The following is a 14,591-nucleotide window of genomic DNA, read 5'->3' on the forward strand; positions in this document are numbered from 1 at the left end:
CATGGCCTTCGCGATCACTCAGACCTGTTGCAACGACGCCACTTGCGTGTCGGTCTGCCCGGTCAACTGCATCCACCCCACACCGGACGAGCCCGATTTCGGCAGCACGGAGATGCTCTACGTCGATCCGGCCACGTGCATCGACTGCGGGGCGTGCGCGGACGCCTGTCCGGTGGACGCGATCTTCCCGGTGGACCTGCTGACCGGGTCGTTGCAGGTCTATACGGGTCTCAACGCGCAGTACTACGCCGACCGCGAGACCGCGCCCGCGGCCGACCCCGCGCCGAACTTCCACCGCTGGAGCCCTCCGACGTTCGACCGGGCCATCCCGAGCGACTTCGCGCCGCCGGACATCGCCGTCGTCGGCACCGGTCCGGCCGGGATGTACGCCGTCGAGGATCTGCTCCTGCACACGAACGCGCGGGTCACCCTGATCGACCGGTTGCCGGTCGCGGGCGGGCTCGTCCGCTTCGGTGTCGCCCCGGACCACCCCGCCACGAAGCGGATCGGCGAAGCCTTCTCGCGGTTCCACGAGCACCCGCGGCTGCGGATGCGCCTGGGCACCGAGGTCGGCCGCCACGTCACCGTCGACGAGCTGGCCGAGCGCCACGACGCGGTCGTCTACGCCATCGGCGCCTCCTCCGCACGCGGCCTCGGCCTGGACGGCGAGGACCTGCCCGGCAGCATCGCCGCGACCACCGTCGTCGGCTGGTACAACGGCCATCCGGACGTCCCCGCGAACGCGGTGGACCTGTCCGCGGAACGCGTCGTGCTGGTCGGTACCGGCAACGTCGCGCTGGACGTGGCCAGGATCCTCACCGCCGATCCCGCAGGCCTGACCGGCACCACGATCGCCAGGCACGCGCTGGAACTGTTGCGTACGAGCAAGGTCCGCGAAGTCGTCCTGCTCGCCCGGCGCGGGCCGGAGGACGCCGCCTACACCTCCCCGGAACTGCTCGCGCTGGCGCAGCGTGCCGGTGTGCCACTCGTCGTCGACGACGAGGACCCGCGCACCGGGGCCGCGATCGACGCGGGCACCGGCAAGGCGAAGCTGCTGCGCGAACTCGGCCGCGAGACCGTCGACTTGACCGCGCCGCCGGTCCCGGATTCACGCCGGATCGTCCTGCGCTTCCATTCCGCTCCCACCGAGATCGTCGGTGACACGCAGGTGCGCGGCCTTCGGGTCACCGGTCACGACGGGCCGGTCGAAATCGCCGCCGGCCAGGTCATGCGTGCGGTCGGCTACCGTGGCACACCGGTGCCGGGCCTGCCGTTCGACCCGGACCGCGGCACGATTCCGAACACCGCGGGCCGCGTCGACAGCCGGAATGGTGCCTACGTGGTCGGCTGGATCAAACGCGGCCCCTCTGGCGGGATCGGCGCGAACCGCACCTGCGCCAGGGAAACCGTCGCGACCCTGCTGGAGGACATCACGTCCGGCCGGCTCCCGGTACGGCCCCGGCGGTCGCCGATCGCCGCGCTGGCCGCCCGCTTCCGCGGCCGGTGACGTGACTGGACACGGAACACACGTGCTTGAAAGCCGAACTCGTGTGTCACGTGTTCAAGCACGCGAGTTCGGTGCAGCGTGCGTCAACCACCGGCGGCCAGCGTGGCCAGACCTTCCCGCGCTTCGGCGGTCACGGCGTGGTCCCAAGGAACGACCTCGGCGAGGGCCCGCCGGAACCACTCCGTCGCCGCCGGCGGATCGTCGTCATCGCGGGCGATGAGGCCGAGGGTGACATAGATCCGGGGCAGGACCTGTGACGAGCTGTGCCGGTCGGCCGAGCACGCGTCGAGTGCGGTCGTGGCGAGGCGCCGTGCCCCGGCCAGATCGCCGCGCCGCCGGGCGACTTCGCCGAGCCCGCGGTGTATCTCGGCGAGAATCTCCGGTGCGCCCGCCTCCTTCGCGAGCTCACCGGCTCGGTCGTAGTCGGCTTCGGCCGCGGTGAACTCGCCCGCGCGGACGTGGCATGCGGCTCGCTGGCACAACAGAATCGCCTGATCCGGGGTGCACCCGAGCTCGGCGGCGAGCGTGACGGCTTCGGTGAGGAGCTCCACCGCTGCCGGTGGTTCGGCGAGGCCAGCCTGTGCGGAGAGGGTCAGCGCGGTTCCCCACCGTTCGCCCAGCGCGCGAAAGCCAAGCTGCGCGTCGGCCAGCGCGGTCCGCCCCGCCTCGACGTCTCCGCTCGCGAGGGGAACGAACGCCTCCCCGTACCGCAACAGGGCGCGCCCCCAGGGGTCCGCGCCGAACAGCCGTTCACGGGGCACGGCGGGAACGTGGCCCGGCTCGGCGAGCCGGCCCCAGAACAGGAAGAACAGGGGATGTCCCGCCGGGCGGCCGAGTTCGCCGATGAGTGACTCGGCCGCGGTCAGCCGATCCGCTGCGCTGGGGCGTTGTGCGGCGTCGGTGAGCAGACACAGCGCGTACGTCTCGCGCTCGTCGGACGGCGGAACGGGCCCGGCGGCGGCGACAAGGTCGGCGGCGAACCGCGCCGCGTGTGCGCGACCGCCGCGCAGCCACCAGTGGGCCGACAGCGCGCCGAACAGCTGGAGCGCCTGGGAGGGCTCGGTTTCCAACGCCCAACGCGACGCGGTGTTCAGGTTGTCGCGTTCGGCGTCGAGCCGCCGGAGCCACTGAACCTGTTCCTTGCCAAGGAGATGTGGCTGGGCCTCCAGGGACAGCCTCAGGAAACAAGCCAGGTGAGCGGTCCGGATGGCCTGCTGCTCACCGGATTCGGCGAGCTGTTCGGCGCAGAACTCGCGGAGGGTGTTCAACATCCGGTAGGCGGGTTCCGGGCCGTTCACGCGGTGAAGCAGGGATTTGTCGGCGAGGTCCGCGAGTGCTTCCGCCGCCGACCCGCAGACCTGTTTGGCCGTCCCCGCGGTGATCCGGCCGGAGAACACCGAAAGCCGTGCCGCCAGCCGCCGCTCATGAGGTTCGAGGAGCTCCCAGCTCCAGGCCACCGCCGCGCGCAGCGTCCGGTGGCGGGGTTCCGCGGCGCGGCGGCCGCGGGACAGCAGGGCGAACCGATCGTCCAGCCCGGCCGCGAGGTCGGCCAACGAAAGCGCGCGGACCCTCGCCGCGGCCAGTTCGAGCGCCAGCGGAAGGCCGTCGAGGGTCCGGCAGATGCGCAGCACGACGCCGACGTTGCCCTCGTCCACGCTGAACCCGGGCAGCCCCGCGGCGGCCCGGTCGGCGAACAGCCGGACGCCGGCGTGCTCCAGTGCGGCGGCGGCGGTGGTGTCCGTTGGCGGCAGGGGCAGGGGCGGCACCGGGCAGAGCAGTTCGCCGGTGACGTCGAGCGGTGTGCGGCTGGTGACGAGGATCCGCAGATCGCCGCAGCCGGTGAGCAAGCGCACCACCAAGGCCGCGACGTCGTCGACGAGATGCTCACAGTTGTCCAGAACGAGCAGCAGCCGCCGCCCGGACAGCGCCCCGGTGAGGCGGTCGATGAGCGGGCGACCTCGTTCGGTCGTGGTCAACGACGTTTCGTGCAGGCCCACGGCATCGGCGACGGCTTGCGCCACGTCGGTGCCCTCCGTCAGCGGAGCCAGCTCGACCCACCGGGCGTCGCCCTGACGTGCGGCTTCGAGGGCGAGCCGGGTCTTGCCGGTGCCACCGGGTCCGGTCAGCGTGACGAGCCGGGCGCGCGCCAGCAGGCGGCGAACGCGGTCGAGCTCCTCGTCCCGCCCGACGAACGTGGTCAGCGGGGCGGGCAACGGTGGCGCCGGGGCGAGCGCCGGATCGGCGGTGAGGATCCGGTGGTGCAGCAGCCGCAACGGTTCTCCGGGATCGACGCCGAGTTCCTCGGCCAGCCGCGCGCGGACCTGCTCGTAGTGCGCCAGAGCCTCGCCTTGGCGGCCGGAGCGGTGCAGCGCCAGCATCAGCTGTGCCGCCCGGCGCTCGTCCCAGTGCGGGTCCGCACTCGTCAGGTCCTCGACCACCTCGGCGTGGCGCCCCCGGCGGAGCCGCAGGTCGTCGCGGTCGAGCCGGGCCGCCGCCAGCTGGCTGTCCAGGGTGTTCTGGAACGCGGTGAGCCATGGCGTCTCCGGCAGGTCGACCGGCCGCTTGTGCCCTTGCCCCATGGCCTCGTCGTACAGGGCGAGTGCCCGTTCGTCATCGGTCTCGGCGCGGGCTCGCGTGATCAGGTGCCGGAATCTGTGCAGGTCCACGGCCATCGGGTCGGCTTCGAGCACGTACCCGCCCGCTTGTTTGCGCAGGGACACGTCCGCCGCGCCGGCGAGCACACCGCGTAACCGGGAAACGTAGCCGTACAGCGCGGCACGGGGGCGCTGAGGCAGCTGCTCGCCCCACACCCGATCGACCAGCTCATCCGGCGGCAAGGCGTGGTTGACATCGGCGAGGAGCGCGATCAGCACGGCACGTTGACGCGCGTGCCCGATGCCCGCGCGCTCACCGCCGATGAGCACCTCCGGCTCGCCCAACAGCCGGAACTCTGTCCGCATGCCGACCCCCCGCTCCTGTCTAGCCGCTCCCGGCGAACGGTTCAAGGTTCCGCCGAAGGTTTCCCGAAGGTCGCCCGGCCAGGGTGGGTTCCAGCCGGTCGGCCGCCAAGGCCCGCCGTCATATCGACTCGGAGGTCACGAATCATGTCGGAGCTGAGCCGTCGCGGTTTCCTGGGCGGTACCGCCGCGCTGGGCCTGGTCTCCATCGGGAGCGCCACCCCGGCGGACGCGGCAGGTGCGGCGGGATGCCCGCCGCCCGCGGGACTCGTCACCGTCGTTCCCGGCGATCCCCGGTACGAAGACCTCGTGCTGCGCCGGATCAACCAGCGGTTCGAGGCCAGACCGGCCGCGTTCCGGCTGGTGCACTCCACCGAGCAGGTGGTGCGGGCCGTGTCCGACGCGGTCCTCTCCAGACAGCGGATCGGCCTGCGCAGCGGCGGGCACTGCTACGAGAACTTCACCGGCGATCCGGCGCCAGGGGTGGTGATCGACCTGAGCGGAATGGACGCGGTGTACTTCGACTCGGCGCGCCGCGCGTTCGTCGTCGAGGCCGGTGCCACCCTGTCGGAGGTCTACCAGCGGCTCTACCTGGGCTGGGGCGTCACCCTCCCCGCCGGTGACTGCGGTTCGGTCGGCGCGGGCGGTCACGTCCAGGGCGGCGGCTACGGCCCGTTGTCCCGGCTGCACGGCACGGTCGTGGACCACCTCTACGCCGTCGAAGTGGTCGTGGCGAGAAAACCGGGACAGGTCACCGCGGTCGTCGCCACCCGCGAGCCCGACGACCCTCATCGTGAACTTTGGTGGGCCCACACCGGCGGCGGTGGCGGCAACTTCGGGGTGGTCACCCGGTACTGGTTCCGGACGCCGGGCGCGGACGGCGGCGATCCGCGCACCCTGCTGCCGAAACCACCCGCGACCGTGCTCAAGGGGTTCCAGCAGTGGTCATGGGAGGGGCTGAACCGGGAGTCGTTCGGCAAACTGATCCGCAACCACGGTGCCTGGCACGAACGCCACAGCGCTCCCGGCTCCGCCTACGCGAGCCTCGTCAGCCTGCTGTCGATCAACAAGGGCCCCGGCCCGCACGCGTTCCCCGGCGACCTGTTCCTCGCCGCGCAAATGGACGGCACCCCGCCCGGAGCCGCGAAGATGCTGAACGACTACTTCGCCGCTGTCAGCGACGGCGTCGGCGGAAGGCCGGGCATCACGCCGGTCGCGATACCGTGGCTCGCGTCGGCGACGGCGGACGGTCAGAGCACGGCCGGATCCGCCGGCCGCTGGAAGGGCAAATCGGCTTACCTGCGTCGGACGTTCACCGAACAGCAGATCGACACGGCATATCGAAAACTGAGCACCGCCGATCCCGCGATCGGCCCGGCGATGCTGTGGCTCGGCGCCTACGGTGGCGCGGTCAACGCCGTGGATCCGGCCGCGACCGCGCTCCCGCAACGGGATTCGATCTTCAAGGCGATCTATTCGGTCACCCTGCCGGAGCCATCGTCTTCCGCCGGGGACGCGACGAACCTCGACTGGCTCCGGGGTTTCTACCGTGAGATGTACGCCGATACCGGCGGAGTGCCCGTACCGGGCGAAGTCAACGACGGCGCATACATCAACTATCCCGACGTCGACCTCGCCGATCCGGAGCACAACACCTCTGGTGTGCCGTGGTACACGCTGTACTACAAGGAAAACTACCCTCGGCTGCGGCGCGTCAAGTCCACTTGGGACCCCGGGAACGTCTTCCGTCACCCGTTGTCCGTACAACCGGATCGGTAGCCGCTCATCCCGTTGTCGACGTAGACGACCTGACCTCACGACCCGACCGCCACCGGAACACCGCAACCGGACTCACCCCGGCGCCGTCGATCAAAATCCGAGACCGGTGGGACCCCGTGACGATCCTGGCCACACGTGCGTCAGCGAGCGTCCGCGGGCCAGCGGCGGTGGTCGCGGTCGATGACGAATTCGTGGCGGTGCCGCCAGAGCCCGTCGCCGATTTCCTCGGCGCCACTGAGGTGGCCGGTGCCGGTGCCGCGGTGGGTGTGTTCCAGGAAGTAGGGATCCCGGCGCGGCCACGACCTGGTCGCCAGTGCGAATCCGGCCAGGCCGAGTAAGCCGAGGACGATCCAGGTCGTGGTGAGCCCGGCGGCGGTGGCGAGCCAACCGGCGACCGGGTAGGCGAGCAGCCAGCAGGCGTGGGACAACGAGAATTGGGCGGCGAAGATCGACGGCCGGTCGCTCACGTGGCTGGAGCGGCGCAGCACCCGGCCGACCGGGGTGAGGACCAGTCCGGTACCGAGTCCGATGACCGCCCACGCCGCCAGTGCCGCGGTCCACCGCCGGCCGCCACTGTCCGCTGTGGACAGTGCGATCGCACCCGTCATCGCCGCGAGGAGGACTCCGGCGCCGGTGAGCATGACCGTGCGTTCCGGGATCCGGTCCAGGACGCGGGGGAGCAGGAGCGCGACGAGGATCGTCCCGACGCCGTTTCCCGCGAGCAGGAGCGCGACGTCGGCCGGTGACCGGCCGAGGGTGTCCTGGACGTAGTTGACGGTGTTGACCATGACCACCGATCCGACGGCGGCGACCACCAGGTTCAGTCCCAGGGTTCCGCGCAGGCGCGGCGTCGCGGCGAAGACCCGGATTCCCGCGAGCGTCCGGTCCCGGACGCCGCCGCGATCACCGCGGGTCGCGTCGGGGATGCGGGTGCTCAGCACCAGCATCCCCGAGACCATGAATCCGACCGAGGTACCGGCGAACAGCCAGTGGAAGGAAGCGAAGCCGAGGACGACGGCGGCGAGCAGCGGACTGAGCAGGCTTTCCATCGTCGAAGCGAGCTGCGACAGCGAAAGCGCCTTCGTGTACTCGCGTTCACTGGGCAGGATGTCGGGAAGGACTGCCTGAAAGGTCGGGGTGAACGAGGCCGACGCGGACTGCAGGACGACGATCAGGACGTAGACCTGCCACACCTGGTCCACGAACAACAGTGCCGGTACCACGAGCGCTCGCGCGGCGTCGAGGCTGACGAGCATCAGGCGCCTCGGTATCCGGCAGGCATAGGCGCCGGCGAGAGGCGCGACGGTCACGTAGGTGATCATCTTGATCGCCAGCGCCGTACCCAGCACGGCACCGGCGTTCGCGCCGGCCAAGTCGTAGGCCAGCAGGCCGAGCGCTACCGTCGTCAGGCCAGTGCCGAACAGTGCGACCAGCTGCGCCCCGAACAGATGCCGGTAGTCCCGATGCCCCAGCAATGACACCCTTCATCACCCTCCGCTGAAGAACTCCTCACCACGATAGGTGCTCATGTACGCACATGACAAATTCGGAGATCAGTGGGCCGAGCTTCCCCCGGATGACCAGGTCGAAGCCGCGTCCACCTCGCTGCGGATGCTGGCCGATCCGACGCGGATGCGGATGTTGTGGCTGCTCAGCGGGGGCGAGTACGACGTGGCGTCGCTGGCCGCCGCGGTCGGCATCGCCCGCCCGGCGGTGTCACAGCACTTGGCCAAACTCAGGCTGGCCGGATTGGTCGGCCAGCGTCGTGACGGTCGCCGGATCCTCTACCGTGCCCGCGGTGGGCACGTCCGCCGCCTGCTCGCGGAGGTCATGAACGCGGCCGACCACCACATCCACGGCATCCCCGACCACGATTGAGCTTCCGGCTTGTCCCGTCGAGGAACCCGCATACTCCGCTACCGATTCCGGCAGCCACCGGTCACTGCTCGTAGGCTCCGATGTCGTGGCCCGCACCGGTCGGGCGGGGTTTGCTGTCGAGGTCGAAGGCCGGAGCGGAGTCGGCGGATCCTTGATCGACGGCACGGGCGGATCCGGGCTTGAGGTGGAAGTCGCCCGCGTCCGGGTCGACGAATCCGGGATCACCGGAGATGTTGTGGTCGTCGACGAAGTCGTCGTGGGATGCCGGTCCTTCCGCGAAAATGTTGTTGCGGAGGATGTTGGTGCCCTCGAAGTCGCCGCCGTAGAAGGCGATCGAGCCATCGGCGTTGTCGTGGAACGTGTTGTTGACGATCTGCACGCCGGATATGGTTCCGCTGGACTCGACCCAGAAACTCAGGCCTGCCTGCGCGTTGCCGTAGGAGACGTTGTTGTACACCTTGACGTTGCGGACTTCCCGGCTTTCGGAGGCGTCCTCGACGGCCAGGGCGATTCCGGACTTCGTCTCGTTCCTGGTGCCGCTGGACACGTTGTTGTAGATCTCCACATCGGACGACGAATCCACGTAGATGTTCGGCCCCCGGTTGTTCGACGAGACGTTGTCGTGGATCGAGACCCTGGCGTTGTCGGTGTACTTGACGTCGATGCCTTCTTCGCCGTTGTCGTGGACTCGGCAGTGCTTGACCTCGACGTCACGCGATCCGTGCCCGAGGGTGAGCGCCTCGTGATCCGCGGATGTTCCCCGCGCGTTCGTTCGCTGGATCTCGCAGCCGTCCACCACGACGTCGCTCGTGTTCAGCAGAACCAGCCCGCCGTCTTGGGAGCCGTCGATCCCGAAATCCTGAAAGACCAGGTTGTGCGCACCGCTGGCGTAGGCGCCGAAACCGCGTGATCCCGCGAAGGTCATGTTGTGGAACCGAAGCCACGAATGGCTCCCTAGCGCGAGCAGGCCCTTGGGCCCACCTCGCCCGTGGATGACGGCCGTCCCGCCCTCACCGTAGAAGGTGATGTATTCGCCGGGTGACCCGCTGGTCTTGATGGTGAGACCGCCGGCGTGCACACCGGCTTCGAGCTGGACGTTGTCGCCGGGCCGGGCGGCATCCGCCGCGGCTTGGACGGTCGGATACTCGCCGTGGGGGCCCACCGTGAGAGTCCGTCCCGAAACGGGTGGCGGCACCTCGTGCGGGCGCTGCTCAGCCGACGACACTCCCGCCGTCAGCAGGCCGGCGGCCATGATCGAGACCACGCTCAGTGCGATCTTGCCCAGTAGAAACATGTCCGCCCTCTCCGCGTACCGGCCGAATTCGTCCCGTTCCACCGCGATGGAGGCGCAGAATAGAGCGTTGTCTCAGGGACCGGTCCCAGGACTTCCGTGGAACCGCGCGGTGCCCCGCCGTGTCATAGTGACAGCCAACAACGAAATGTCACAGTTCTCTGACGGAGAGGCACCCATGTCGACTCGGCTCCTGCCCGCGCTTGTCGCGGGCACTGCTCTGCTGGTCACCGCGTGTTCCGGCGGCGGCGACAACCCGGTGCCGGACACCGGTGATGCGATGCCCGCCACCTCGGCGACGGCCCAGTCCGGCCCGAAGTACACCAAATTCGCCGACTTCCCCGGCCAGGCCCTCGTCACCACGGAATCAGGGATGCCCATCGGGATGCAGGTGAAGGCCGTGGACGCGGTCTGGACTCCCGAACTGGCAGGCGTGTCAGCCAAAGCGGGAAGCCACTATGTCGCGGTGTACGTCGCCGTGACCGGCGAGCTCGCCGATCGCGGCGTGCAGAAGGCCAAGATCAAGTACTTGCAGCTCCGCAGCAACAACACAGACGGGAAGAAGTGCGACCCGTACTCGCCGGACGACGTCCCCCAGCACTGCTTCCGTGAGGCATACCCCGCCAGCGACCTCAGGACCGACGTCGCCGACAACACCTGGCGTGGCAGGGAATGGCAGGCGGATTCCCTGCTGGGCAAGACCATCGACAAGGGCGAGACCGCGATCGGCGTCGTCGGATTCACCTTGGCGGACAACGCGAACCTCGATGGTCTCCAGCTGTGCGGACCGACCAAAGAGGCCACGGTCGACACCGGTCGTTTTCCCTGTGTCCCGATCCCGAAGCCGGAAAGCTCGCCGAGCTGACCGGACTCAGCCGCGCAGGGCCGGTCCGATCCAGCGGCGGGCGAGTGCCCGTAAGCGGTCTTCGGAGAGAGCCGGTGTCGAGGGATATCGCAGAAACGAGAGGAAGGTCGACTCAGCCGAAGAAACTCGGCCCTCGTACCTGCTGAAGTACGTGAAGTCGAGATGGTGATCAAGCGGGTCGTATGTGGCGATTCGGGTCTGGCGGACCTGTAGTTGCCTACCGAGTTGACCTCGATCAACGTCCGAGGCCCTGCGCCGTCGGGCTGACCATACGCGGGTAAGCAACTACCGGTCCGCCCTGACCCGACTTGCCCACTCACGACCGAAGCGTGGTTCAGACGTCAAGTGCGGCGTCACCCGGCCAACCGACAGTGGGGTATCCGAGCCAACCCTTGGTTCCAGTCCGAATCGCCACTCACGGCCACCCCGACCCACCCCTTTTCGGATACTTGGCGAGAACAGGCCAGGATCGCCAAAGCGGCACTGAACGACAGCTCCGCGACTTCGCTAGACGCGAGGAAGGGGACCTTCACGTACTTCAAGAGAGAGCCATGGCGGCACCTGGTCGGGGTGGTCGTGAGTGCCGATTCGGACTGGCCCACGGTACACAGAACGCGTTGCCGGCGAGGTGATCATCGGTCACGTTCTTCCCGCCCAGGCAAAGTGCACGAACCGATCAGAGGCTCACCACCGACAGGCCGTCCGCCACGACGACGCCGTCGTGCAGCACCGTGCGGTCCTTGCCGCGGTCCATCACCGCGCTCGTCGGGGTTTCGCCGTCCACCAGCAGCAGGTCGGCGCGGTCGCCGACGGCCACGCCGGGGCGGTCGGCGACGCCCGCAAGCCGAGGGACGTCGTGGCTCATGATCGACGCGCCACCCATCGTGGCGACGGCCAGTGCCAGCAGGATTTCCAAAAACCCGAAGTTCGCGTAGCCGGCTCCCGTACCGCATCCGTGCCAGCCGTCGTGCGGACCGGCCACGATCGTCGGACGGCGACTCCTCCTGTCATCTCACTACGGCTCACCGAGGACCTCACGGGAGGGGTTGCAGGGGTGGATCTCGCTATGGCGAAAGTCCCGAGCTTAAACAAGACCGATCGGTCGCATTTATAGTATTGTAGGCCGGGTGATGAGTGAAGATCGGCGGGACGGCCGTCGGCTGCGCGGGCAGCGCACGCGGGAAACGGTGCTCGACGCGGCGGTGGCGCTGGCGTCGGTGCACGGCCTGCACGGTTTGTCGTTCGGGTTGCTCGCCGAGCATCTCGGCACCAGCAAGTCCGGGCTGTTCGCCCACTGGAAGGACAAGGAGCGGTTGCAACTCGACACGATCGACCGGGCTCGCGAACAGTGGGCCCGCGAGGTCATGGCTCCGGCGTCGCGCACGCCACCCGGTGTGCGCCGGGTGTTCGCGCTCCACGAGGCGAGGCTGAGGTTCTACGCGGACGGCGTATTGCCGGGTGGCTGCTTCTTTCTCGCCGCGCAGACCGAATTCGACGACCGGCCCGGTTCCGTGCACGCCAAGACCGCGGAATCGCTCCAGGACTGGCTGCGGTTCATCCGGGCACTGATCGAAGAGGCGATCTCCCTGGGGGAACTCGCCGACCGGGTCGACGCCGGTCAGCTCGCCTACGAAATCGACGCCCTCGGCGAATCCGCGGTGATCCACTCTCGGCTGTCCGATCGGGAGACGGCCTTCGACTTCGCCCGTCGCGCCGTCCTCGATCGCCTGCGGGCCGCCGCCACCGATCCCACCGTTCTCCCGGAGGCATGAACCATGCTCAAAACCAGGTGGAAACCCGGTCCCGCCGAGCCGCGCGGGCGGGTGCTGGTCAGCGTCACCGACTTCACGTCGGATCGGCTGCTCGACCTCCCCGGTATCTACCGCGCGGGCAGCCGCCTCGCGGCACTTTGGCCGGATCTCGACGGCGCCGTCGGTCACTGGCTCTGGGTGGACGTCCGGCGACGCCGCTCCGGTTCGGTTTCCCTGTGGCGGGACGTGGAAGCCATGCGGGCCTTCGTCGGCCTGCCCGTCCACGTGGACATCATGCGCACGTACCGGAAGCGCGGCACGATCCGGTCCGCCACCTGGACCGTGGACGATCCCGAGCCGCCCGCCGTGTGGCGACAGGCCGCGGCCCGGTTGGGCCGTTCGGCGTAGGCAAAAGGCATACCGCCCCGGTGAGGCTTCGCACTGTTGTCGCCTTGTCGCCGGAGAGAGGATTTCGGTACCCAGTAACACCTCGAGCCGAGGGGAATCCGATGCAGACCATGGTCGCCGAGAACGTCCGGTCGCTGCTTGCCGAAACCGGGATTATCGCCGCGACGGCGGAGCAGGCCGACTTCGCCATCGATCATTTCGATCACTGGTCCAACCAGTCGGCCGGAACCGCGTTCGGATGCTTCACCGGTGCGTGCTGTGTCATCCCACCCGTTGCCGAGGCGTGCTGATCCGGAGTTCTGGCCAATTCTCCATGAAGTGTTGGCGCGACTCTTCCCCGAAATATTGACGAACAGCGTCAACCTCAGCGTGGGAAAAGGGGACTTCACGGGAATTCCCGTGGAGTTCATTCCATCGCCCACCTCCTGAGACGCTTTGCCTCCGGCGTCCTGGTAGGGCCTGAACGCCGCCGCCCGACGGTCTCGACGCGGATGCTCCTCGCCTGTCTCGGTGTGGTGATGACGCTGGCGTTGGGGTTCGCGGCCGGATTCGCTTGGCGTGCCCCACTGCCGGGGTGCGCCCGGCCGAGAGCGGATCTCAGATCGGCACCATGGGATCGGGCCGGGCGTCGATGATGTCGCCGAGGTGCGGGTGGAACTGCGAGGTGTACTGGATCCCCCGCCGCCTGCTCACCGGATGGGCAGGCTCGGGCCCATCCAGCGGCCGGCTCAGGAGGACGGTGAGTGCTCGCGGTACATCTGGATGCCGGACGGACACGAGGTCGGTGTCTCGCCAGGCACTTGGACAAGCGAGCGACCTCGCCGGGCCCCGGCGCCGGGGAACTCACTGCGCGGTCTGAACGCGTGCGACCTGCTCGGGCCGTCCGAGACGGCCGCGGTCCTCGGGAGCGAGGGGGCCAAGCCGGAGCCGGACTTCGGTCAGTGGACCTATTATTGGGAACACTCGCCGCTTCGGATAACCGTCGAATTCTTTCGCGGTCGTCCCCATACCGACGGGCCGAACGGTAAACAGAGCAAAGCCGGTTCCCGGAACGCCTTCGTCCAACCAGGCAAGAAAGAGGGAGATGGCGACACCGGCTGCGAGATCACGATCGTGCACCGGGCTTATCGGGTGCCGGACCCGGTGAACGGCGAGCGGGTCGAGTTGGCCGACGTGACCGTGGAGACCAAGGAGAACATCGGCTCAAAAAGACTGTGTGACCTGGCCATCGGCCTGGCCTACTCGATGGCAGGCAGGCTGCCGCCGCGCTGAGCCGGGTTCCCGAGGTTTCACCGGTCTCGGCCCGACCACCCCCACTCAGCCCTCCTGTATCACCTTCCTGGCGCGAGACTCGGATGAGTCCGGTGGCAGTGTTTCGATGGCTGTCAGGGTCGTGAGGTCAGGTCGGTCTCGAAACCTGGGCGCGCCCACCCTCACGAGCGAACGCGGGCCGGCCGTTGACGATCACGCGGTCCATCCGCCAGTCGTCAGGGCGGCCCACCGCATCACAGACCGGCCGTCGCGTCCGCCCCTCCGGTTCCGTGGCCGATGATTGCCGAGCCGGGCTTTGCTCACCGCGTGCCCGCGCCTCCCGCAACGCCGGCCCCCCGTGTGGGTGATGCGCTCGTCAGGGGCTCCCCGGACTGTGTCCGACTTCGGGGGAACCGAGGCGCGGTCGGATGCGTCGATATACACGAAACGTCGTCATCATGTTTCGGGAAACGCGCGCATGGGTGGCTGGGAGCTCATAGGCTGTGCGGGTAGGGCAGCATGGTCGGGTAAACCACGGGCGCAGACGCCGAGACTGGAGGGATCACTCATGACTCGCCGATTCGATCCAGAGCAGATCGCCGCGCTGGCCAAGAAGGTCGGCGGGCTCAAGGACGGCTACAGCAAGACGAGCACGGACTTGGGGAACGGTGATCCCGGAGGCGCGTACGGCGACCTGGGCAACGCGGGCAACGCGGGCAAGACGACCCAGAAGTTCTACAGCGGCGTGAACGCCGAGATGGCTGCCGCCGCGAAACTCGTCGACGCCGCTTCCGAAGCGCTGGCCAAAGCCGCCGAGCGCATGCGGAACGATGAGGCCGAGGGTGTACACGTCCTCGGTAACGGCAAACGCGAGCGGGATTGATTCGGACTGAGGACGGGGACC

Annotated in this window: 13 protein-coding genes; 9 read left to right on the forward strand and 4 right to left on the reverse strand. The window is 68.8% G+C overall.

Annotation, left to right across the window (positions count from 1 at the left end):
• Nucleotide 1 precedes the first annotated feature (1 nt).
• Nucleotides 2-1,507 (forward strand): FAD-dependent oxidoreductase, encoded by a 1,506-nt coding sequence (locus ACM6LU_RS15275; RefSeq protein ID WP_414938324.1) that lies wholly within the window; start codon nucleotides 2-4, stop codon nucleotides 1,505-1,507.
• An 83-nt stretch (nucleotides 1,508-1,590) separates the two neighbouring features.
• Here the strand turns inward: ACM6LU_RS15275 and ACM6LU_RS15280 are convergent, their stop codons facing one another.
• Nucleotides 1,591-4,467, reverse strand: a complete 2,877-nt coding sequence (locus ACM6LU_RS15280; RefSeq protein WP_414938325.1) for a BTAD domain-containing putative transcriptional regulator — start codon at nucleotides 4,465-4,467, stop codon at nucleotides 1,591-1,593.
• Between the two features lie 144 nt (nucleotides 4,468-4,611).
• Here ACM6LU_RS15280 and ACM6LU_RS15285 point away from each other — a divergent pair, with 144 nt between their 5' ends.
• The gene (locus tag ACM6LU_RS15285) at nucleotides 4,612-6,243 is read left to right on the forward strand and encodes an FAD-binding oxidoreductase (RefSeq protein WP_414938326.1); all 1,632 of its coding nucleotides are present in this window, start codon (nucleotides 4,612-4,614) and stop codon (nucleotides 6,241-6,243) included.
• A gap of 140 nt (nucleotides 6,244-6,383) precedes the next feature.
• On the opposite strand, the gene ACM6LU_RS15290 is transcribed toward ACM6LU_RS15285, so the two are convergent.
• Nucleotides 6,384-7,724 (reverse strand): MFS transporter, encoded by a 1,341-nt coding sequence (locus ACM6LU_RS15290; RefSeq protein ID WP_414938327.1) that lies wholly within the window; start codon nucleotides 7,722-7,724, stop codon nucleotides 6,384-6,386.
• Nucleotides 7,725-7,770: 46 nt separating this feature from the next.
• Between ACM6LU_RS15290 and ACM6LU_RS15295 the strand changes: the two genes are divergently transcribed.
• A complete protein-coding gene (locus ACM6LU_RS15295) occupies nucleotides 7,771-8,121 on the forward strand; it encodes an ArsR/SmtB family transcription factor (RefSeq protein WP_414938328.1) in 351 nt (116 codons plus the stop codon).
• Nucleotides 8,122-8,182: 61 nt separating this feature from the next.
• Here the strand turns inward: ACM6LU_RS15295 and ACM6LU_RS15300 are convergent, their stop codons facing one another.
• Nucleotides 8,183-9,457: a right-handed parallel beta-helix repeat-containing protein gene (locus ACM6LU_RS15300; protein WP_414938329.1), complete on the reverse strand. Its 1,275-nt coding sequence runs from the start codon at nucleotides 9,455-9,457 to the stop codon at nucleotides 8,183-8,185.
• A 133-nt stretch (nucleotides 9,458-9,590) separates the two neighbouring features.
• Here ACM6LU_RS15300 and ACM6LU_RS15305 point away from each other — a divergent pair, with 133 nt between their 5' ends.
• Complete coding sequence (locus ACM6LU_RS15305) at nucleotides 9,591-10,277, forward strand: hypothetical protein (protein WP_414938330.1); 687 nt, start codon at nucleotides 9,591-9,593, stop codon at nucleotides 10,275-10,277.
• A gap of 676 nt (nucleotides 10,278-10,953) precedes the next feature.
• Here the strand turns inward: ACM6LU_RS15305 and ACM6LU_RS15310 are convergent.
• Nucleotides 10,954-11,259: a hypothetical protein gene (locus tag ACM6LU_RS15310; RefSeq protein ID WP_414938331.1), complete on the reverse strand. Its 306-nt coding sequence runs from the start codon at nucleotides 11,257-11,259 to the stop codon at nucleotides 10,954-10,956.
• A 148-nt stretch (nucleotides 11,260-11,407) separates the two neighbouring features.
• Between ACM6LU_RS15310 and ACM6LU_RS15315 the strand changes: the two genes are divergently transcribed.
• The 5 genes from ACM6LU_RS15315 to ACM6LU_RS15335 all read left to right on the forward strand — a co-directional run bounded on the left by ACM6LU_RS15315 (nucleotide 11,408) and on the right by ACM6LU_RS15335 (nucleotide 14,570).
• Nucleotides 11,408-12,049 (forward strand): TetR/AcrR family transcriptional regulator, encoded by a 642-nt coding sequence (locus ACM6LU_RS15315; RefSeq protein WP_414938332.1) that lies wholly within the window; start codon nucleotides 11,408-11,410, stop codon nucleotides 12,047-12,049.
• A 3-nt stretch (nucleotides 12,050-12,052) separates the two neighbouring features.
• Nucleotides 12,053-12,436, forward strand: a complete 384-nt coding sequence (locus ACM6LU_RS15320) for a hypothetical protein (protein ID WP_414938333.1) — start codon at nucleotides 12,053-12,055, stop codon at nucleotides 12,434-12,436.
• A 101-nt stretch (nucleotides 12,437-12,537) separates the two neighbouring features.
• The gene (locus ACM6LU_RS15325; protein ID WP_414938334.1) at nucleotides 12,538-12,726 is read left to right on the forward strand and encodes a hypothetical protein; all 189 of its coding nucleotides are present in this window, start codon (nucleotides 12,538-12,540) and stop codon (nucleotides 12,724-12,726) included.
• Nucleotides 12,727-13,132: 406 nt separating this feature from the next.
• Nucleotides 13,133-13,708: a hypothetical protein gene (locus tag ACM6LU_RS15330; RefSeq protein WP_414938335.1), complete on the forward strand. Its 576-nt coding sequence runs from the start codon at nucleotides 13,133-13,135 to the stop codon at nucleotides 13,706-13,708.
• Nucleotides 13,709-14,255: 547 nt separating this feature from the next.
• Nucleotides 14,256-14,570, forward strand: coding sequence for a hypothetical protein (locus ACM6LU_RS15335; protein ID WP_414938336.1), 315 nt, complete (start codon nucleotides 14,256-14,258; stop codon nucleotides 14,568-14,570).
• Nucleotides 14,571-14,591: the final 21 nt, after the last annotated feature.

It is taken from the genome of Amycolatopsis sp. cmx-11-51 (assembly GCF_047608665.1).
In the GTDB taxonomy this organism is placed as follows: domain Bacteria; phylum Actinomycetota; class Actinomycetes; order Mycobacteriales; family Pseudonocardiaceae; genus Amycolatopsis.